Origin of the sequence: Sphingomonas aurantiaca, from assembly GCF_003050705.1 — a bacterium.
In the GTDB taxonomy this organism is placed as follows: domain Bacteria; phylum Pseudomonadota; class Alphaproteobacteria; order Sphingomonadales; family Sphingomonadaceae; genus Sphingomonas; species Sphingomonas aurantiaca.
Map to the genome: position 1 here is coordinate 354,990 of NZ_QAOG01000003.1, position 18,298 is coordinate 373,287.

An 18,298-nucleotide genomic window follows, 5' to 3' on the forward strand; every position below is an offset into this window, starting at 1 on the left:
TCGCGGGTCACTTGCCCGCAGGTGTCCCCGCAGCCACGACGTTCGCGTTGTTCAGGATCCGCGTCCCGTCCGCAAACGCAAACGTCAGCATCACGCGATCACCCGGCTTGATCCCCGAATTCATGCTGAACAGCATCACATGCCGCCCACTCGGCGCAAAGCTCACATCGGTGTTCGCCGGGATCTCGACCTTGGCGATCGGCGCCATCGTCGACATGCCGCCCTTGTCCATCGTCTCGTGCATCTCGGCCTTGATCGCGACGTCGGTCGTGACCGAGATCAGCGTCGCGGGCGCAGGCCCGCCATGCACCGTAAAATAGGCCGCCGCCGGTCGCCCCGTCACCGCGCCCAGCCGCACCCACGCGCCGTCGACCGACAGCTCCTTGGGCTGCGAGCACGACGCCAGTGCCATCGCGGCGACACCCAGTCCGAAAACGATACGCATAGGTTACTTTTCTCCGGCCCCTGCCTCTTGTGCATCCTATGACCGGTACAATCTTGCGGCAAGCGCGAGGCCACCTATATCGCGCCCATCATCAGAAAGGTTCCACTCCCGTAACGGGGCGGAACCGATTTCGTATTTCGTTTCAAGTGAGGGGCTAATCAGAACTCATGGCTAAAGTAATCGGTATCGATCTCGGCACGACCAACAGCTGCGTTTCCGTCATGGAAGGCGGCAAGCCCAAGGTCATCGAGAATTCCGAAGGCGCGCGCACCACGCCGTCGATCGTCGCGTTCGCCAAGGATGGCGAGCGACTGGTCGGCCAGCCGGCCAAGCGCCAGGCAGTGACCAACGGCGACAACACCATCTTCGCGGTGAAGCGCCTGATCGGCCGTCGTTTCGACGATCCGATCACCAAGAAGGACACCGAACTGGTCCCGTACAAGATCTCGCGCGGGCCGAACGGCGACGCATGGGTCTCGGCCGGCGGCAAGGACTATTCGCCCTCGCAGATCTCGGCGTTCACGCTGCAGAAGATGAAGGAAACCGCCGAGTCGTATCTCGGCGAGACGGTCACGCAGGCGGTCATCACCGTGCCGGCCTACTTCAACGACGCACAGCGCCAGGCGACCAAGGACGCCGGCCAGATCGCCGGCCTCGAAGTGCTGCGCATCATCAACGAGCCGACTGCGGCGGCGCTGGCTTACGGCCTCGACAAGCAGGACGGCAAGACGATCGCGGTCTACGATCTCGGCGGCGGCACGTTCGACATCTCGGTGCTCGAGATCGGCGACGGCGTGTTCGAGGTGAAGGCCACCAACGGCGACACCTTCCTCGGCGGTGAGGATTTCGACAACAAGATCGTCCAGTTCCTCGCCGACGAGTTCAAGAAGGCCGAGGGCATCGACCTCGCCAAGGACAAGCTGGCGCTGCAGCGTCTGAAGGAAGCCGCCGAGAAGGCGAAGATCGAGCTCAGCTCGGCGCAGTCGACCGAGGTCAACCTGCCCTTCATCACCGCGGACCAGAACGGCCCGAAGCATCTGGTGAAGTCGATCACGCGCGCCGACCTGGAGCGGATGGTCGAGGACCTCGTCAAGCGTACGCTCGAGCCGTGCCGCAAGGCGCTCGCAGACGGCGGCCTGAAGCCCGAGGACATTTCGGAAGTCGTGCTCGTCGGCGGCATGACGCGCATGCCGCGCGTCCGTGAAGTCGTGAAGCAGTTCTTCGGCAAGGAGCCGCACACCGGCGTCAACCCGGACGAAGTCGTCGCGATGGGCGCCGCGATCCAGGCCGGCGTGCTGCAGGGCGACGTCAAGGACGTGCTGCTGCTCGACGTGACGCCGCTGTCGCTCGGCATCGAGACGCTGGGTGGCGTGTTCACGCGCATGATCGATCGCAACACGACGATCCCGACCAAGAAGTCGCAGACCTATTCGACCGCCGACGACAACCAGGGCGCGGTGACGATCCGCGTGTTCCAGGGCGAGCGCGAGATGGCGGCCGACAACAAGATGCTCGGCAATTTCGATCTCGTCGGCATCCCGCCCGCACCGCGCGGCGTGCCGCAGATCGAAGTGACGTTCGACATCGACGCCAACGGTCTCGTCAGCGTTTCGGCCAAGGACAAGGGCACCGGCAAGGAGCAGCAGATCCGCATCCAGGCGTCGGGTGGTCTTTCGGACAGCGACATCGACCAGATGGTCCGCGATGCCGAGACCTTCGCCGAGGAGGACAAGAAGCGTCGTGCGGGTGCCGAGGCGAAGAACAACGCCGAGTCGCTGGTTCACACCACCGAGCGCCAGCTCGCCGACAATGGCGACAAGGTCGACGAGTCGCTCAAGACCGAGATCCAGGCCGCGATCGACGCGACCAAGGCTGCGGTCGAGAGCGGCGATGCGGACGCGATGACCGAGAAGAGCACCGCGCTCGCCCAGGTCGCGATGAAGCTCGGCCAGGCGATCTACGAGAAGCAGGCCCAGGCGGACGCATCGCCGTCGGCCGATGGCGACGCGGCGAAGAAGGACGACGACGTTGTCGACGCCGAATTCTCGGAAGTCGACGACAACCCGAAGGCGTAACAACCTACTGCTCCCTCTCCCCTCCGGGGAGAGGGGCGGGGTGAGGGGCAGGCGCCTCGCAGAGAGCGCATTCTCGGTGAGACATCGCCCCTCACCCAACCCTCTCCCCGGAGGGGAGAGGGCTAAGAGGGCCGCTATGAGTACCCAGACAGACTATTACGAACTGCTCGAGATCGAGCGGACCGCGGATGCGGGGACGATCAAGTCGTCCTACCGCAAGCTCGCGATGAAATATCACCCGGACAAGAATGCCGGCTGCAAGGATAGCGAAGCGCAGTTCAAGGCGGTCAGCGAGGCGTATGACTGCCTCAAGGACCCGCAGAAGCGTGCGGCCTATGATCGCTTCGGCCATGCCGCGTTCCAGAACGGCGGCGGCGGCGGTCACGGCGGCGGCGCGCAGGATTTCGGCGGCTTCAGCGATATCTTCGAAAGCGTCTTCGGCGAATTCATGGGCGGCGCGCAGCGCGGCGGCGGTGGCCGCAGTTCGGCACGCCGCGGCGCGGACCTGCGCTACGACATGGAAGTCAGCCTGGAAGAGGCGTATCACGGCAAGGCGACCGAGGTCACGATCGACGTCTCGGCACCCTGCGATACCTGCGACGGCAGCGGCGCGCGCGCCGGCACCCGCGCCAAGACCTGCCAGCATTGCGGCGGCCACGGCAAGGTGCGCGCGCAGCAGGGCTTCTTCGTCGTCGAGCGCGCCTGCCCGGTCTGCAACGGCGCAGGGCAGGTCATTGCCGATCCGTGTCCCGATTGCCGCGGCGAGGGCCGCGTCGACAAGACCAAGACGCTCTCGATCAACGTCCCACCCGGTGTCGACGAAGGCACGCGCATCCGCATGACCGGCGAAGGCGAAGCCGGCGCGCGTGGTGCTCCGGCGGGCGATCTGTACATCTTCCTCCACGTGACGAAGCACAATCTGTTCGAGCGCGAGGGCACGACCCTGTTCGCGCGCGCGCCGATCAGCTTCACGGTCGCGTCGCTCGGTGGGTCGCTGTCGATCCCCGGCCTCGACGGCCGCACGCACGAGATCAAGATCCCCGCGGGGATCCAGTCGGGCAAGCAGCTTCGTCAGCGCGGCGCCGGCATGCCCGTGCTGCAGGGCCGTGGGCATGGCGACCTCGTCGTCCAGATCGATGTCGAAACGCCGACGCGTCTCAGCAACCGCCAGAAGGAATTGCTCGAGATGTTCCGCGAGACCGAGACCGGCGACGAATGCCCCGAAAGCCAGGGCTTCTTCGCAAAACTCAAGGGCGTGTTCGCGGGCGAATAGGCCGGATTAGGTATCAGGGGAGGGCGCAATGCTGGCATGTCTTTTCACGATAATCGCATGCTGGGTGGTCATTGCCGCTTTCCCCAAAACGCCGATCGGTATCGCCCTCCGTCACGCCCTTATCGACCGCCCGGTGGCTCGGCTGATGCGGGTGACCCGGGGTGACGCCGCCGTGATGGTTCTGCTGATGCTGACGGCGGCAATGGTTACGCTTGTCGGCGAAGGTGACGGCATCGGGATGTTGGCGATGGGCGCGCCCGACATTGCAGTCTGGATCACCACGTTCGAGGTGTCGGCGTATGTCGACGTCATCATCGCCTTGTGCGCAGCCGCCTCGGGTCTCCGCCTACGCGGTGCCATAGCGCGGTATGCAGGCATTTTTGCTCGCAGTGGCCGCGCTCGCGCGACAGATCGTGCGCGCCGGTCGCGCAAGATGCGCCCGTCCGAAGCCGATAATGACGACGAGCCGGGGCTGCTGGTACGCGTGGCCTGAAGAAGAATAGGATATGTACCAGCCTAGCCGCGCCCCCTCGCAAGGGGGCGGGCGGGCCGATGCGTCAGAGCGTGGAAATAACCACGCCGACCACCAGCGCCTGAGCCGCGATTGCCAGCATGGTGCTGGACACGGTTTCGAACATGCGCATGGGAAGGTCTCCGATGCCGGAACAATATCCGGCAACCGGGATATGGATATAGTTGCGCGCTGTCGCAATTTTGTAACACGTAATCGCAATTGCGTTACGCGCACTTTGGCTTGGTTCGCGACGCTCGGCTATTCTCCCACCGTCATCCCACCCGCCCGTCATCCTGACGAAAGTCAGGATCCAGAGTACCGACACGCGGCGCTGCTTGGCTCTGGATCCTGACTTTCGTCAGGATGACGAGTGGCGTGACCGGGTGAACTAAGCCGCGCCGAACACCCGCGCGAAGATCGTGTCGACATGCTTCAGATGATAGCCAAGGTCGAACTTGTCCTCGAGCTCGGCATCCGACAGCGTGACCTCCGGATCCGCCTTGAGCAGTTCGAGCAGCGACAGCGCGCCGTCCGAATCCCACACCTTCATCGCGTTGCGCTGGACCAGGCGATACGCGTCCTCGCGGCTCACCCCCGCCTGCGTCAGCGCGAGCAGCACACGCTGCGAATGGACGAGGCCACCCATCTTGTTGAGATTCTTCAGCATCCGCTCGGGGTACACGACCAGCTTGTCCATCACCCCGGTCAGCCGCGCGAGTGCGAAGTCGAGCGTGATCGTCGCGTCCGGCCCGATATAGCGCTCGACCGACGAGTGCGAGATGTCGCGCTCATGCCACAGCGCGACATTCTCCATCGCGGGCGTGACGTACCCACGTACCATCCGCGCGAGGCCAGTGAGGTTCTCGGTCAGCACCGGGTTGCGCTTGTGCGGCATCGCCGACGAGCCCTTCTGGCCGGGCGAGAAATACTCTTCCGCCTCGAGCACTTCGGTGCGCTGCAGATGCCGGACCTCGGTCGCGAGCCGCTCAATCGAACTGGCGATCACACCCAACGTGGCGAAGAACATCGCGTGGCGATCACGCGGGATGACCTGCGTCGAGACGGGTTCGACCGACAGCCCGAGCTTGCCCGCGACATACTCCTCGACGAACGGATCGATGTTCGCGAACGTACCGACCGCACCCGAGATCGCGCAGGTCGCGACGTCGTCGCGCGCCGCGATCAGCCGCGCGCGGTTGCGCGCGAATTCGGCATGCGCCTGCGCGAGCTTCAGCCCGAACGTGACCGGCTCGGCGTGGATGCCATGGCTGCGGCCAATCGTCGGCGTCATCTTGTGCTCGCGCGCGCGGCGTTCGAGCACCACCAGCAGCGCGTCGAGATCGGCGATCAGGATGTCGCTCGCCTTGGCCAGCTGCACCGCGAGACACGTGTCGAGCACGTCCGACGAGGTCATGCCCTGATGCATGAAGCGCGCCTCGGGGCCGACATGCTCGGCGACGTTGGTCAGGAACGCGATGACGTCGTGCTTGGTCTCGCGCTCGATCTCGTCGATCCGGTCGACCTCGAACGCGCCCTTCGCCCAGATCGCGGCCGCGGCCTCTTTCGGCACGACGCCCAGCTCGGCGAGCGCGTCGGTGGCGTGCGCCTCGATCTCGAACCAGATCTTGAAGCGCGCTTCGGGCGTCCAGATCGCGACCATGTCGGGGCGGGAATAGCGGGGGACCATGGGTTTCCTCGAGGCTGATGACGGGCGTGATGGCAATGCTGCGGTGGCGGTCTCCGTTCGGAGGTCTCGCCGATGCAGGCGGAAAACGCGGTAGCAGGACGCAGGAAAAGGTTCAAATACCCCTCGCCGCGTATAAAAGTGACGATCCCGCGCGTATAAAGATGGTGAGCGGTTCGCATCGCCGAGTATATCTCAGGCTTGGTTGCAGAGCAGCTTAGTGGATCTGTAGAACAGCATTGGAGAGACGTAATGTTGAAATATGCTATGTTGGCAGGCGCGGCTCTGATTGCTGCCCCCGTATTGGCGCAGATGGCCACACCATCCTCGCAAGCTTCTGCGGCCGGTGGCGGTGTTGCCGCGCAGACGTCGCAGTCTGGCGCGATGACGACTCCGCAGTCCGGCGCGCCGACCGACCCGGTGCCGATGCAGTCCGCCGCGCGCGAACAGCCGGCAACGGGCAGCCAGGTCGCGCAGGTCGTCGACAGCGAGTTCCCGACCTATGACAAGAATGGCGACGGCAAGCTCAGCGCGGCCGAATTCGGCGGCTGGATGGTCGCGCTGAAGACCAAGACGGACCCGGCTACCAAGCCCGACGCGCCCGAGACGAAAGAGTGGGTGTCCGCGGCGTTCGCCCAAGCGGATGCCGACAAGAACAAGTCGCTGACAAAGGCCGAGGTCACCGGCTTTCTGACGCAAGGCTGACCGTAGCGGCGCCTTGGATTACGGTGGCGGATCGACGATCGTCTATCCGCCACCATTCGGGCGCCGTACGTCAGAGGGCCTTGCGCGCCGCGCGTTCCTTCTCGACCCGCGCCTCGCCAAGCATCTGACCCTGCGCCTCGACCGCTGCCTGCAGCAGGCGCTCGGACGTCTCGACCGCCGCGTCGGGCGTCAGCGAAACGGCCACCCCGTCCGGGCCGTCGACGAGAACCTGCCCGTTTTCCGCGATCACAGTTGAGGGCTCGTTGTGAATCTTGTTGTCCATGGTGCACGTCCTTCGCAGCGACAACGACGGAGCACGTAAAAAGGCCCGGCCGCCGTCAGATCAAGCCTTGCGCACGCAGGCTGACATGGCCGCCAGTGCCCATCACGATATGGTCGTGGACCGTGATGCCGAGCCGCTTGCCCGCCTCGGCGATCGTGCGCGTGATCTCGATATCGGCGCGGCTCGGGGAGGGGTCGCCGCTCGGATGATTGTGGACGAGGATGATCGAAGCCGACCCCAGGTCGATCGCCCGGCGGATGACCTCGCGGACATACACCGCGGCCTGATCGATCGAGCCCTTGCTCATCACTTCGTCGCGGATCAGCATGTTCTTCGTGTTGAGGTGCAGTACCCGGAAGCGCTCGATCGCGTGGTGCGCCATGTCGGCACGCAAATAGTCCAGCAGCGCCTGCCAGTTGGCGAGCACCGGGCGGTCGCTGACCTGCGATTGCAGCAGGCGGATCGCGGCGGCGTGCGCGATCTTGATCGCCGCGGTCGAGATCTCGCCCATCCCCTTCACGCGGCCGAGCGCCTCGGCATCCGCGGTGAGCACCCCGCCGATCCCGCCGAACTCGCGCATCAGCGCCTTGGCGAGCGCCTTGGTATCGCCGCGCGGGATCGCGATCGCGAGCAGATATTCGATGAGTTCATGGTCGAGCAGCGCCTCGCCCCCGCCGTCGAACAGCCGTTTGCGCAAGCGTCCGCGATGACCCTTCAGATCATTCCCCAGGGCAGCGGCGTCGTCGTCCGGTTCGGCCATATCGCGATGCTAGCACATCGCTGCGCAATTGCATGACGCCCCTGCACCCGCCTATGCAGGGCTTCGACTGGAGCGGAGTGCGTGGGTGAGCGAGACGAGCGAGACAGGGGGCAACCCTCGCCGTCCTGCGACTGCCCGCCGCGTCGCGCTCGTGATCGCGCTGCTTCTTCTCGCCGGGCTGTTCGTCTTGTGGCTGGTGCGCAAGCCGATCGCCGAAGGGTTCATCGACCGCGAGCTCGCCAAGGCCGGTGTGCCGGCGCGCTACGCCATCGCCGACCTTGCGCTGGGCGGCCAGCGGTTGACCAATGTCGTGATCGGCGATCCCGCGCATCCCGATCTCGTCGCCGACTGGGTCGAGACCCGCACGGGCATCGGCTTGTCAGGCCCCTATCTGGAAGGCGTGCGCGCGGGGAAGGTACGGCTGCGCGGTCGGCTAATTAACGGGAAAGTCTCGCTGGGCGCGATCGACAAATTGCTGCCCGCGTCGTCGGGCAAGCCGTTTGCGCTGCCCGCGCTCGACGTGTCGGTCGCCGATGGTCGGATGCGGCTCGAGACTCCGCAGGGGATCGTCGGGCTGAAGCTGGCCGGATCGGGCAAGCTCGACGACGGATTCCGCGGGACGCTGGCGGCGATCAGCGAGCGGCTCGATATCGGCGGGTGCGCGATCGACCGGCTCGCGGCGACCGTCAAACTGCGGATCGACGCCGCCAAGCCGACCGTCACCGGGCCGGTGCGCGTGTCGCGGCTCGCCTGCGGCACGACGCGAGTCGACCGGCTGGTGGCAGACCTCGACGTCGGCCTCTCCGCGGCGCTCGACCGCTGGCAGGGCAAGGCGACGGTCACGACGGGCGCGGCACGGACGCCGGGCGGCACCTTGGCGGGCGCGAGCGGCACGATCGCTTTCACGGGAAGCGCGGCGGCCACCGCAGGGAAAGTGGACATTGCCGCGGATACCGTGCGCACGCTCGAGGGCGGCGCGCGACGGGTTTCGGTTGCGGGCGCGTACCGGATCGGCAAGCAGATCGCGTTCGACGGGCGCGTCCAGGCGAGCGGTGCCGCAGTAGCGCAAAAACGACTCGCTGGACTGACGGCGATCGGCGGGGCGGCCGCGGGGACGCCCGTTGCACCGCTGGTGGCCGCAGCGGCGCAGGCGATCCAGAAGGCAGGTCGCGGGTTTGCGGCGGATGCCGACGTGCGCGTGCAGATCGAGGGCGGCCGCGGCAAAGCTTTGCTGTCCCGTCTCGCGCTCGCGTCTGCCAGCGGTGCGCGCGTGGCGCTCGGCGGCGGGAGGGGGGTCGCGCTGGACTGGCCGAAGGGCGGCGTGCGGCTCGACACGACCCTCGCGATGCGCGGCGGCGGCTTGCCCGAGGCGCGCGTGTCGCTCGCGCAGGCGAAACCCGGTGCGGCGATCCGCGGTGTGGCCACCATCGCGCCCTATGCCGCGGGGGCCGCGCGTCTGGCGCTGACCCCCGTCACCTTCAGCGCGACTCCGGGCGGCGCGACGTCGATCGCGACGCGCGTGACGCTTTCGGGGCCGATCGGCGGCGGCGGATCCGCCAACCGGGTCGATGGCCTGGCGATGCCGGTTGCCGCGCTGTGGGACGGTCGCGGCCGACTGGTCGTCAACACCGGTTGCACGCCCCTGGCGGTGCAGCGGTTCGCGCTATCCGGACTGGTGCTCGACCTGTCGCGTCTGACCTTGTGCCCGGTCGATGGCGCGCTGGTGCAGGTGAAGGGTACGCGGATCGGCGGCGGTGCCCGGATCGCGGCGGCAAGCCTGACCGGACGGCTCGGCACCACCCCGATCACGCTCGCGACCGCCGGCGCGACCGTGCGGCTCGCCGATCGCGGGTTTGCGATCGAGCGCGTGCAGACCCGGATCGGCGCGCCAGAGCGAGTCACGCGACTCGACTTCGGCACCGTCACCGGTCGCATGACCGCGCGAGGGCTGGCGGGCGCGTTCACCGGCGGCGCGGGGCAGATCGCCAACGTGCCGCTGCTGCTCGGCGACGCGACCGGCGACTGGACGCTGGTCGGCGGCGCACTCAATCTCACCGGCGCGATGGGCGTGTCCGATGCCGCGCCGACCCCGCGGTTCAAGCCGCTCGCCGCGCGCACCGTGACGCTCGCGCTGGTCAACGGCACGATCACCGCGGCGGGCACGCTGTTCGAGCCGACGACGAACACCAAGGTCGCCGATGTCACGCTCTCCCACGCGCTCGGGGCAGGGGCGGGCAAGGCCGACCTCGCCGTCCCCGGAATCGCGTTCGCCAAGGACAGGCTGCAACCCGACGCGCTCACCCCGCTGACCTTCGGCGTGATCGCCGACGTCAACGGATCCGTCAGCGGCGAGGGGCACATCGCCTGGACCCCCGATGGCGTGACGAGCAACGGCGTGTTCCGCACCGCCGGCACCGACCTCGCCGCCGCGTTCGGCCCGGTCACCGGCATCGCGACCGAGATCCGCTTCACCGACCTGCTCAATCTGCAGAGCGCGCCGGGGCAGGTGGCGACGATCCGCACGCTCAACCCCGGCATCCCTGTCACCGACGGCACGATCCGCTACCAGACGCTGCCCGGCGCGCGCGTGCAGGTCGAGGGCGGGGCGTGGCCGTTCGCGGGCGGATCGCTGACGCTCGACCCGACGTTGCTCGATTTCTCTGCGGCTTCCGAGCGGCGGATGACGTTCCACGTCGCCAACATGGCCGCCGACCAGTTCCTCCAGCAGTTCGATTTCAAGAATCTCGATGCGACGGGCATCTTCGACGGCGTGCTGCCGATGATCTTCGACGAGACCGGCGGCCGGATCGAGGGCGGCGACCTGCGCGTGCGACCGGGCGGCGGGACGCTCGCCTATGTCGGCGATCTGAGCCAGAAGGATCTCGGCATCTGGGCGAACATCGCGTTCCAGGCGCTGAAATCGCTGCGCTACCAGTCGCTGCGAGTCGGCATGAACGGGCCGCTGGCGGGCGAGATGGTCACCGACGTGCGCTTCGCCGGGATCAGCCAGGGCGAGGGCGCGAAGTCGAACTTCATCGTCCGCCGCCTGCAGAAGCTGCCATTCGTGTTCAATATCCGCATCAAGGCGCCGTTCCGTGGGCTGCTCGATTCCGCGCAGAGCTTCTACGATCCGAAGCGACTGATCCAGCGCAACCTGCCCGCGCTGCTCCAACAGCAAGCCGCGCCGCCCCCTCCGAAACTCCCCACCATTCAGGCCCCGGAAAGCAGTATTGTGCCATGACCGAAACAGGATTGAAGAAGCTGGAGCAAAGGCCGATCTTGCGGATGATGACGAGGACGATCGCGATTATCGGGCTGACCGCCGCCCTGCCGGGCTGCATCAACGTGTCGGCCCCCGACAAGCCGATCGAGATCAACCTCAACATCAACGTGACGCAGGAAGTGGTCTATCGTCTCGATGGCGAGGCGAAGTCGCTGATCCAGCAGAATCCGGGGATATTCTAAGATGAAGACCAAGGTCATGATGATGGTTGCCGCAGCGGTGGCTCTCGGCGGCCTTTCGGTGGCCGCCTCGGCGCAGCGCGACCCGGCCTATGCCGCGGCGCGCGCGGGCGGCGAGGTCGGCGAACAACCCGACGGCTATCTCGGCCTCGTCGGTGCGGCGAGCGGCGACCTGCGCGCGCTGGTCAACAACATCAATATCCAGCGCAAGTCGGCGTACACGCAAAAGGCGCAGGCGAGCGGCGCAACGGTCGAGCAGCTGGCGTTCACCAGCGGCTGCAACCTGATCCTGCAGACCAACGCCGGCGAGAAGTACAAGACGCCGGGTGGTGTCTGGAAGACCCGCACGGCGGCCGCCCCGGAGCGTGATTCGCGCTGCGTCTGACAGTCGGCGGGAGTCGCAACAGGGGCACCTCCCCGGCGAAGGCCGGGGTCCAGTTGGGAGCGGTTGATAGTTTAGGGCGGTTCTTCGTTACCATGGCCTTCCCGGCTGGACCCGGCCTTCGCCGGGGAGGTGGGAAGCGGGGCGCCTCCAAAAGCCCGATTGATGACGCCCCTGTCACACCGGTTGACTTGCACCCCCCCCTTTTCTAAACGGACCGCGCCTTGGCGGGATCGCTCGTCGCTGCTTGCTTCCTCCCCGATGCGAAATCAGGTGGAGGAACGTGCGTGGCGGAGATCGAACCCGGACAGGACCCCCAGGGTGTTGACGATCCGCGACTTTCCGCGCTCGATGAGCGATTGAGAGAGGTCAAGGCTCGGGAGACGCTCGCTAAGGGGCAGAAGGGGGCGGACGCCGAGCGGGGATACTCGCAAGGCAATCGCGTCATTTCCGCCCTGATCGGGAGTCTCGTCGGCAGTGCGCTGATCGGCTGGTTGATTGACCGCTGGTTCGGCACTGGCCCTTGGGGACTGATCGTGTTGCTGTTCCTCGGGATAGCGGTCGCGTTCAGGCAGATCATTCGAATTTCAGGCGAACGCCCGGAGTAACCGGGCGTTTGTCGTATCAAGACGGCAGGGATTCCACGTGGCGGCAGAACAGGGCGGCAAGATCGATCCGATGCACCAGTTCCTGATCGAGCCGGCGTTCGGCTCGCACTGGATCGTAGGTGGTTACGACCTGTCCTTCACCAATTCCGCATTGTGGATGGTGGTGACGCTGGTCGCATTGTGGGCGTTCATGATCGGCGGGATGAAGCGCGAGCTCGTCCCCGGCCGGTGGCAGATGGCGGTCGAAGGCTTTACCGGCTTCATCGCGGGCATGCTCGAGCAGAATGTCGGCCCGGGCGGAAAGCGCTTCGTGCCCTATGTCTTCTCGCTGTTCATGTTCATCCTGTTTGCCAACATTATCGGCCTGCTGCCGTTCGGCATCGTCCCCGGCGTCCACCCGTTCACGGTGACCAGCCACATGACGGTGACCGGCGTGCTCGCGCTGATCAGCTTTGCGATCGTCCTGATTGTCGGCTTCGGCAAGCATGGCTTCCACTTCTTCTCGCTGTTCGTGCCGAGCGGCACGCCCGCGCTGATGATCCCGCTGATCTTCGTGGTCGAGCTGATGTCGTTCCTGGTGCGTCCTTTCTCGCTCGGTCTGCGACTGTTCGTGGCGATGACCGCGGGCCATATCCTGCTCAAGGTGCTGGCAGCGTTCGTGATCAACGGCCTGAACCTCGGCGGGATGTATATCGGTTTGGTGACCGCGCCGAGCATGCTGCTGATGATCGGCATCACGCTGCTCGAGCTGCTGGTCGCCGCGATCCAGGCCTATGTGTTCGCGTTGCTGACGTCGGTCTATCTGAACGACGCGGTCAACCTTCACTAAGTTTTTCCATCACCTAACTGTTTTTCAAAGGGAATTTATCATGGACGCACAAGCAGCAAAGATGATCGGTGCCGGCCTCGCAGCGATCGGCATGGGCCTCGCCGCACTCGGCGTGGGCAACGTGTTCGCCCAGTTCCTCGCCGGTGCTCTCCGCAACCCGGGCGCAGCCGACAGCCAGCAGGGCCGTCTGTTCATCGGTTTCGCAGCCGCCGAGCTTCTCGGCCTGCTCGCCTTCGTCACCATGATCATCCTGGTGTTCGTCGCCTAACCACTCGGTGATTTGGCCGGGCAACCGCGCCCGGCCGGATTAACGCAGGACAGACCAATGCCCCAGATTGCCCAGATAGCCGCTACCTACGCCTCGCAGATCTTCTGGCTGCTGCTCACCTTCGGCATCCTGTATTTCGGGATCGGCAAGGGAATGGTGCCCAAGATCGTGTCCAACGTGGACTCGCGCGAAGGCCGAATCGCCGGTGATCTGGCGGCGGCGGTCGCTGCCCGTGCGCAGGCCGATACGGTCCAGGCGAACTGGCAGGCCGAAATGGATGCGGCGCGCGCCGCAGCCCATGCGGAAACCGCCGCGGCGGCAAAGCGTGCGGCGACGGCGTTCGAGCAGCAGGTGCATGCCGCCGACGCCGAACTCGCCGAGCGTCTTGGTCATCACGATCTCGCGGTCGCGAACGCGAAGGCCGAGGCACTCTCGAACCTTCAGGGCGTCGCCGCCGAAGCAGCACAGCAATTGGCCGCCAAGGTCGCAGGTCTCCAGGTCAGCCTGGATGCGGCGAGCGACGCGGTACGCAGGACGACCGCGCATGGCTAATCCCGACGCAGCAGCCAAGGTGATCCACGAGGAGGGCATGGCGCCCGAAGGTGCGATCGACAACCAGGGCATTCAGGGTCACACGACAGCACCCGGCGGCGTCGAGCATGTCGCCGATCCTACCGCGCTCGGCCTGACCTCGACCGGCTGGGTCGCGGTGGCGATGATCATCGTGATTGTGCTGATGATCTGGAAGAAGGTTCCAGGGATGATCGGCAAGATGCTCGACGCGCGCATCGCCGGTATCCGTACGCAGCTCGACGAGGCCCAGGCGCTCCGTGCCGAAGCCGAGGCGATCCGCACCGAGTATGAAGCGAAGGCCAAGACCGCGCATGCGGAGGCCGAGGCCATGAAGGCGCATGCACATCATGAGGCCGCCGCGATCATCGCAAAGGCCAAGGCTGGCGCCGAAGACCTAATGACTCGCCGCGCGAAGATGGCCGAGGACAAGATCGCCGCTGCCGAGCGCGCCGCGATCGCCGAAGTCCGCGCCCGCGCAGCCGATGCCGCCGCCAAGGCTGCTGGTATCCTGATTGCGGAACACCACGACGCCGCTGCCGACCGCCTGATGGTCGACCGCTCGATCTCGGGCCTGGCCCGCCTGAACTAAGTCTTCTCCTCTCCCCTCGCGGGAGAGGAAGGGCCCGCTGCGCAGCAGTGGGACGGTGAGGGCACGTGTCCCTCCCACGCAAACATGTTTGACGGCCGTCTCTTCCCGGGTTTCCGGCGGCCGAGTCTCCAATCTGAGCCCGTTGGAGAAGAATCATGTCCTGGCTCATCCTCGCGGTCGCCGTCGTCACCGAAATCTGTTGGGCGCTCAGCCTGAAATGGGCAGCCACCATCGCCACGTGGCAGGCGTCGAGCGTCCCGATCATCCTGAGCTTCGTCAACATGGGCCTGCTTGCGCTGGCAATGCGCGGCCTGCCTGCGGGCACGGCCTATGCCATCTGGACGGGGGCCGGCGCGATCGGCGTCATCATCGGCGGCGTCCTGCTCTTCGGTGACAAGGTCAGCGGTATCCAGGCCTGCTTCATGGCGCTCACCGTCGTCGGGATCGTCGGAACAAAGGTCTTCGCGCAGGCCTGACCCGGCGGCGCGCCGCTCTCTAATAGTCTGATCGTGCCTAGTGCCTAGCGCCCCCCGCGTCCGCGGGGGGGGCGCTTAGTGCTGTGTGGCGTGCGCGAGGCGCCCCTATGAGGCTGCTAGGCCTGCTCTGCAGCCTCTGGGCGGACGAATGCCTTGAAGAGTTCCTGCGCGTAGTGGCGGCGGCCTGTCTGCTCCGTCACATTGCTACGCTTGCACGTCCTCGCGGGGTGCTTCCAGCCGCCGCACCGGCTTACGACAATCCTGTCAAACCAGTTGTGATTTGAAACTAGGGTTTGCTGCCTGTCACTCTGTGGCGGTTTTGAGACACAATGTTCAAAAATCGGTTTCCGTTTGCGGAAATTGCTAGACGCCAACAACAGAAGGCCTCTACCTAACGTCCAAACCATAAGTTCGAAAAGTTCGAACACTCAGGAGAGAACGCCGATGCGCATGATCGCATATCTGTTGTCCGCAGCAGCAACCACGACGCTCGTCACGCCGGTCTTTGCACAGCAGGCGACTTCGACCGTCGAGGCGCAGACCACGCCGTCGCAGGGGACGGCGAATGCATCGGTAGATGGCCAGACCAACGCCGCGACGGACGCCGACACGACGCGCGCAGCCAGTGCTGCCAGCGCAGTTAGCGAGACCGGCAACTCGAGCGACATCGTGATCACCGCGACCCGCCGTTCGGAGCGTCTGTCGAACGTACCCATCGCGGTATCCGCGGTCGGTCAGGCCGCGCTCCAGAATTCCGGTGGCAGCGACATCCGCTCGCTCAACCAGCTCGCGCCGTCGCTGCTGATCTCGTCGACGGGCAATGAATCGAACGCGTCGGCGCGTATTCGCGGTATCGGTACGGTCGGCGACAATCCCGGCCTCGAGAGCTCGGTCGCGGTGTTCATCGACGGTGTCTATCGCAGCCGCACCGGCGTCGGCCTCAACGAACTCGGCGAGATCGACCGGGTCGAGGTGCTGCGCGGTCCGCAGGGAACGCTGTTCGGGCGCAACGCGTCGGCAGGCCTGATCAACATCATCACGCGCTCGCCCGAGTTCGATTGGCACGGCAATGCCGAGGCGACCTATGGCAATTACGATCAGAAGCGCATCGCAGCGGGCATCACCGGACCGCTGATCGCCGAGAAGCTCGCCTTCCGTGTCGACGGCGTCTATGTGAAGCGCGACGGTTTCTACAAGAACGTCACCGCCGCCAACGGCACCGAAAGCCGCATCAACGACCGCGATCGCTATTTCGTTCGCGGCCAGCTGCTGTTCAATCCGACTTCCCAGCTGAGCTTCCGCGTGATCGGCGATTATTCGCATCGCAAGGAAAGCTGCTGCGGCGCGGTCTATTACAGCCAGGTCGAGACGACCGATCCCACGGCGAATACCGCTGGCGTCGCGCCGTTCTTCGGCACCGTCAACGCCGACGGCGCGGTCACGAACAATGCGAGCAACCGCATCGTCGATATCCTGCGTCGCCAAGGTGCGGTGTTCCCGCTCGCGGGCAACAAGGCTGATCCGTTCAGCCGCCAGGTCGCGGTGACTCCGGGCCAGACCTATCGCAACACGACCAAGGATTATGGCGGCTCGGTGCAGGCCGACTGGGATCTGGGCGGCGCGACCTTCACCTCGATCACCGCATACCGCGAGTATAAGTCGGGCAATGCGAGCGACATCGACTATACCAACATCGATCTGACCCACCGCGCCGACGACGGCAACGCGTATCGCCAGTTCCACACCTTCACGCAGGAAGCGCGACTGCAGGGCTCGCTGTTCAACGACAAGCTCGATTGGCTCGTCGGCGGCTTCTATTCGAAGGAGAATCTGAAGCTCGTCGACAATGCGGTGTTCGGCTCGCAATACGGCCAGTTCGCGGCTTGCCGCCTCGTCGCGACGGTTAGCCCCAACGTGGCGCTGCAGAACCAGAACAATCCGGGTTGCATGAGCGCCATTGGCCGCGCGACGATCACCGGTGCGTTCGGCGCGGCGGGTGGGCTGATCACCTCGGCACTCGATCGGCTGACGGGTGGTCCGGGGCTTGGCGGCGGCGTGAACAACGTCGGCGATTCGGGCTCGATCTACCGGCAGAAGAGCGAGAACTACGCGTTCTTCACGCACAACATCCTTCACCTGACCGACAAATTGTCGCTGACGGGCGGTCTTCGCTACACGCACGAAACGAAGAAATTCAACGCCAAGTTCAACAACAACAACAGCGTCTGCCCGATCCAGCAGGCAGCGCTCGCGCCCCTGACCCGGACTCAGAGCGGCGCGACGGCGTTCGCACAGGGCATCGTCACGCTGACCTGCACGGGCAATTCGAGCACCGCGCTGAACGGGTTGAACCTCAACGACAGCTTTGGTGACGGCGAATTCACCGGCACGGCGGTCCTCTCGTGGAAGCCGTTCACCAAGCTGCTGACCTATGCCTCCTATGCCAAGGGCTACAAGGCGGGCGGCTACAATCTCGACCGGTCCGATCTGGGCGGCGTCAACGGCGTGCTCTCGGCGCGCAGCAACGCCGATGCGGCTGGCCTGCGCTTCAACGCCGAGAAGGTGAACAATTACGAGATCGGGGCGAAGTTCAACACGCGCCAGTTTACCTTGAACGTCGCTGCGTTCCGCCAGGAATTCACCGACTTCCAGCTCAACACGTTCAACGGCTCGATCTTCGTCGTGCAGAACGTCCAGGGCTGCAAGGACAACCTCAACGGTCTCGACAGCGATAACGGCTTCAACCCCGTCACCGGTGCGCAGACCGGCACCTGCGCCCCGAACCGGGCGAAGAAGGCAGGCGTGATCTCGCAGGGTGTCGAGCTCGAAGCGACCATGTCGCCGATCAAGCAGGTCACCTTCACCGCAGGCTACACCTATGCCGACACGTTTGCCCGCAAGAACCTGGTCGGCAGCTCGACCACCGGCGAGGCGCTCGACCGCGCTCTCTTCCTGCTCCCGGGAAGCCAGTTGTCGAACGCCCCGAAGAACGTCGTGACCACGTCGTTCGCGTGGACGCCGGACATCGGCAAGAACGGCCTGTCGGGCTTGTTCTACGTCGATAGCCGCCTGTCGTCGGACTATAACACCGGGTCGGATCTGGCGCCGGAGAAGAAGCAGGATGGCTTTGCGGTGGTCAACGCCCGCGTCGGTCTGCGCGGCAAGGACCAGATCTGGGCACTCGAGTTCTGGGCACAGAATGTGTTCAACAAGAACTACATCCAGGTCGCGTTCAACACGCCGTTCCAGGGTGCTGGGTCGTCGGCCAACGTCGCAGCCTATGGCGGCACCGGCAACGCGCTCTACTCGGCCTTCCTCGCCGAGCCGCGCACCTACGGCCTGACGCTGCGCTCGCGCTTCTGATCGGGTAGC

19 protein-coding genes are annotated in these 18,298 nt (G+C 65.5%); 14 read left to right on the forward strand and 5 right to left on the reverse strand.

Features of this window, described 5'->3' with window-relative positions:
- Nucleotides 1-7: 7 nt before the first annotated feature.
- Nucleotides 8-445, reverse strand: coding sequence for a copper chaperone PCu(A)C (locus C8J26_RS10595; protein ID WP_208631374.1), 438 nt, complete (start codon nt 443-445; stop codon nt 8-10).
- Between the two features lie 167 nt (nt 446-612).
- Here C8J26_RS10595 and dnaK point away from each other — a divergent pair, with 167 nt between their 5' ends.
- The 3 genes from dnaK to C8J26_RS10610 all read left to right on the forward strand — a co-directional run bounded on the left by dnaK (nt 613) and on the right by C8J26_RS10610 (nt 4,286).
- Complete coding sequence (gene dnaK, locus C8J26_RS10600) at nt 613-2,520, forward strand: molecular chaperone DnaK (protein WP_056416669.1); 1,908 nt, start codon at nt 613-615, stop codon at nt 2,518-2,520.
- Nucleotides 2,521-2,656: 136 nt separating this feature from the next.
- Nucleotides 2,657-3,793, forward strand: a complete 1,137-nt coding sequence (dnaJ, locus tag C8J26_RS10605) for a molecular chaperone DnaJ (RefSeq protein ID WP_056416672.1) — start codon at nt 2,657-2,659, stop codon at nt 3,791-3,793.
- 28 nt (nt 3,794-3,821) lie between these two features.
- On the forward strand, nt 3,822-4,286 hold the full coding sequence (locus tag C8J26_RS10610) for a hypothetical protein (protein WP_107957891.1): 465 nt from the start codon (nt 3,822-3,824) through the stop codon (nt 4,284-4,286).
- Between the two features lie 64 nt (nt 4,287-4,350).
- Here the strand turns inward: C8J26_RS10610 and C8J26_RS20095 are convergent, their stop codons facing one another.
- Together C8J26_RS20095 and purB are read right to left on the reverse strand one after the other, a co-directional pair.
- On the reverse strand, nt 4,351-4,632 hold the full coding sequence (locus C8J26_RS20095; RefSeq protein WP_146168811.1) for a hypothetical protein: 282 nt from the start codon (nt 4,630-4,632) through the stop codon (nt 4,351-4,353).
- Nucleotides 4,633-4,695: 63 nt separating this feature from the next.
- Nucleotides 4,696-5,994: an adenylosuccinate lyase gene (gene purB, locus C8J26_RS10615; RefSeq protein WP_107957893.1), complete on the reverse strand. Its 1,299-nt coding sequence runs from the start codon at nt 5,992-5,994 to the stop codon at nt 4,696-4,698.
- Between the two features lie 381 nt (nt 5,995-6,375).
- Here purB and C8J26_RS10620 point away from each other — a divergent pair, with 381 nt between their 5' ends.
- Entirely contained in the window at nt 6,376-6,696 is a 321-nt protein-coding gene (locus C8J26_RS10620) for an EF-hand domain-containing protein (protein ID WP_244185252.1), read from the forward strand.
- 70 nt (nt 6,697-6,766) lie between these two features.
- On the opposite strand, the gene C8J26_RS10625 is transcribed toward C8J26_RS10620, so the two are convergent.
- Together C8J26_RS10625 and radC are read right to left on the reverse strand one after the other, a co-directional pair.
- Nucleotides 6,767-6,979: a hypothetical protein gene (locus C8J26_RS10625; RefSeq protein ID WP_056416684.1), complete on the reverse strand. Its 213-nt coding sequence runs from the start codon at nt 6,977-6,979 to the stop codon at nt 6,767-6,769.
- A 55-nt stretch (nt 6,980-7,034) separates the two neighbouring features.
- Complete coding sequence (gene radC, locus C8J26_RS10630; RefSeq protein WP_107957897.1) at nt 7,035-7,739, reverse strand: RadC family protein; 705 nt, start codon at nt 7,737-7,739, stop codon at nt 7,035-7,037.
- 85 nt (nt 7,740-7,824) lie between these two features.
- Here radC and C8J26_RS10635 point away from each other — a divergent pair, with 85 nt between their 5' ends.
- The 10 genes from C8J26_RS10635 to C8J26_RS10680 all read left to right on the forward strand — a co-directional run bounded on the left by C8J26_RS10635 (nt 7,825) and on the right by C8J26_RS10680 (nt 18,289).
- Entirely contained in the window at nt 7,825-10,980 is a 3,156-nt protein-coding gene (locus tag C8J26_RS10635; RefSeq protein WP_244185253.1) for an intermembrane phospholipid transport YdbH family protein, read from the forward strand.
- A 44-nt stretch (nt 10,981-11,024) separates the two neighbouring features.
- Entirely contained in the window at nt 11,025-11,204 is a 180-nt protein-coding gene (locus C8J26_RS10640) for a YnbE family lipoprotein (protein ID WP_082445295.1), read from the forward strand.
- Nucleotide 11,205: 1 nt separating this feature from the next.
- Nucleotides 11,206-11,586: a YdbL family probable chaperone protein gene (locus C8J26_RS10645; RefSeq protein WP_056416692.1), complete on the forward strand. Its 381-nt coding sequence runs from the start codon at nt 11,206-11,208 to the stop codon at nt 11,584-11,586.
- Between the two features lie 284 nt (nt 11,587-11,870).
- On the forward strand, nt 11,871-12,191 hold the full coding sequence (locus tag C8J26_RS10650) for an AtpZ/AtpI family protein (RefSeq protein WP_055873233.1): 321 nt from the start codon (nt 11,871-11,873) through the stop codon (nt 12,189-12,191).
- Nucleotides 12,192-12,261: 70 nt separating this feature from the next.
- Entirely contained in the window at nt 12,262-13,020 is a 759-nt protein-coding gene (locus tag C8J26_RS10655; protein ID WP_107958172.1) for a F0F1 ATP synthase subunit A, read from the forward strand.
- Between the two features lie 40 nt (nt 13,021-13,060).
- A complete protein-coding gene (locus tag C8J26_RS10660; RefSeq protein ID WP_055873230.1) occupies nt 13,061-13,288 on the forward strand; it encodes a F0F1 ATP synthase subunit C in 228 nt (75 codons plus the stop codon).
- Nucleotides 13,289-13,345: 57 nt separating this feature from the next.
- A complete protein-coding gene (locus C8J26_RS10665; protein ID WP_107957899.1) occupies nt 13,346-13,840 on the forward strand; it encodes a F0F1 ATP synthase subunit B family protein in 495 nt (164 codons plus the stop codon).
- Between the two features lie 37 nt (nt 13,841-13,877).
- A complete protein-coding gene (locus tag C8J26_RS10670; protein ID WP_199861097.1) occupies nt 13,878-14,450 on the forward strand; it encodes a F0F1 ATP synthase subunit B family protein in 573 nt (190 codons plus the stop codon).
- A 155-nt stretch (nt 14,451-14,605) separates the two neighbouring features.
- A complete protein-coding gene (locus tag C8J26_RS10675) occupies nt 14,606-14,926 on the forward strand; it encodes a DMT family transporter (RefSeq protein WP_056416700.1) in 321 nt (106 codons plus the stop codon).
- A gap of 444 nt (nt 14,927-15,370) precedes the next feature.
- Nucleotides 15,371-18,289: a TonB-dependent receptor gene (locus C8J26_RS10680; protein WP_107957903.1), complete on the forward strand. Its 2,919-nt coding sequence runs from the start codon at nt 15,371-15,373 to the stop codon at nt 18,287-18,289.
- Nucleotides 18,290-18,298 lie beyond the last annotated feature (9 nt).

Excerpts from the sequence above, each read along its gene's own strand:
- C8J26_RS10595 (WP_208631374.1), bottom strand. The coding sequence starts at position 445 with ATGCGTATCGTTTTCGGACTGGGTGTCGCCGCGATGGCACTGGCGTCG.
- dnaK (WP_056416669.1), top strand. The coding sequence starts at position 613 with ATGGCTAAAGTAATCGGTATCGATCTCGGCACGACCAACAGCTGCGTT.
- dnaJ (WP_056416672.1), top strand. The coding sequence starts at position 2,657 with ATGAGTACCCAGACAGACTATTACGAACTGCTCGAGATCGAGCGGACC.
- C8J26_RS10610 (WP_107957891.1), top strand. The coding sequence starts at position 3,822 with ATGCTGGCATGTCTTTTCACGATAATCGCATGCTGGGTGGTCATTGCC.
- purB (WP_107957893.1), bottom strand. The coding sequence starts at position 5,994 with ATGGTCCCCCGCTATTCCCGCCCCGACATGGTCGCGATCTGGACGCCC.
- C8J26_RS10620 (WP_244185252.1), top strand. The coding sequence starts at position 6,376 with ATGACGACTCCGCAGTCCGGCGCGCCGACCGACCCGGTGCCGATGCAG.
- C8J26_RS10625 (WP_056416684.1), bottom strand. The coding sequence starts at position 6,979 with ATGGACAACAAGATTCACAACGAGCCCTCAACTGTGATCGCGGAAAAC.
- radC (WP_107957897.1), bottom strand. The coding sequence starts at position 7,739 with ATGGCCGAACCGGACGACGACGCCGCTGCCCTGGGGAATGATCTGAAG.
- C8J26_RS10640 (WP_082445295.1), top strand. The coding sequence starts at position 11,025 with ATGATGACGAGGACGATCGCGATTATCGGGCTGACCGCCGCCCTGCCG.
- C8J26_RS10645 (WP_056416692.1), top strand. The coding sequence starts at position 11,206 with ATGAAGACCAAGGTCATGATGATGGTTGCCGCAGCGGTGGCTCTCGGC.
- C8J26_RS10655 (WP_107958172.1), top strand. The coding sequence starts at position 12,262 with ATGCACCAGTTCCTGATCGAGCCGGCGTTCGGCTCGCACTGGATCGTA.
- C8J26_RS10660 (WP_055873230.1), top strand. The coding sequence starts at position 13,061 with ATGGACGCACAAGCAGCAAAGATGATCGGTGCCGGCCTCGCAGCGATC.
- C8J26_RS10665 (WP_107957899.1), top strand. The coding sequence starts at position 13,346 with ATGCCCCAGATTGCCCAGATAGCCGCTACCTACGCCTCGCAGATCTTC.
- C8J26_RS10670 (WP_199861097.1), top strand. The coding sequence starts at position 13,878 with ATGGCGCCCGAAGGTGCGATCGACAACCAGGGCATTCAGGGTCACACG.
- C8J26_RS10675 (WP_056416700.1), top strand. The coding sequence starts at position 14,606 with ATGTCCTGGCTCATCCTCGCGGTCGCCGTCGTCACCGAAATCTGTTGG.
- C8J26_RS10680 (WP_107957903.1), top strand. The coding sequence starts at position 15,371 with ATGCGCATGATCGCATATCTGTTGTCCGCAGCAGCAACCACGACGCTC.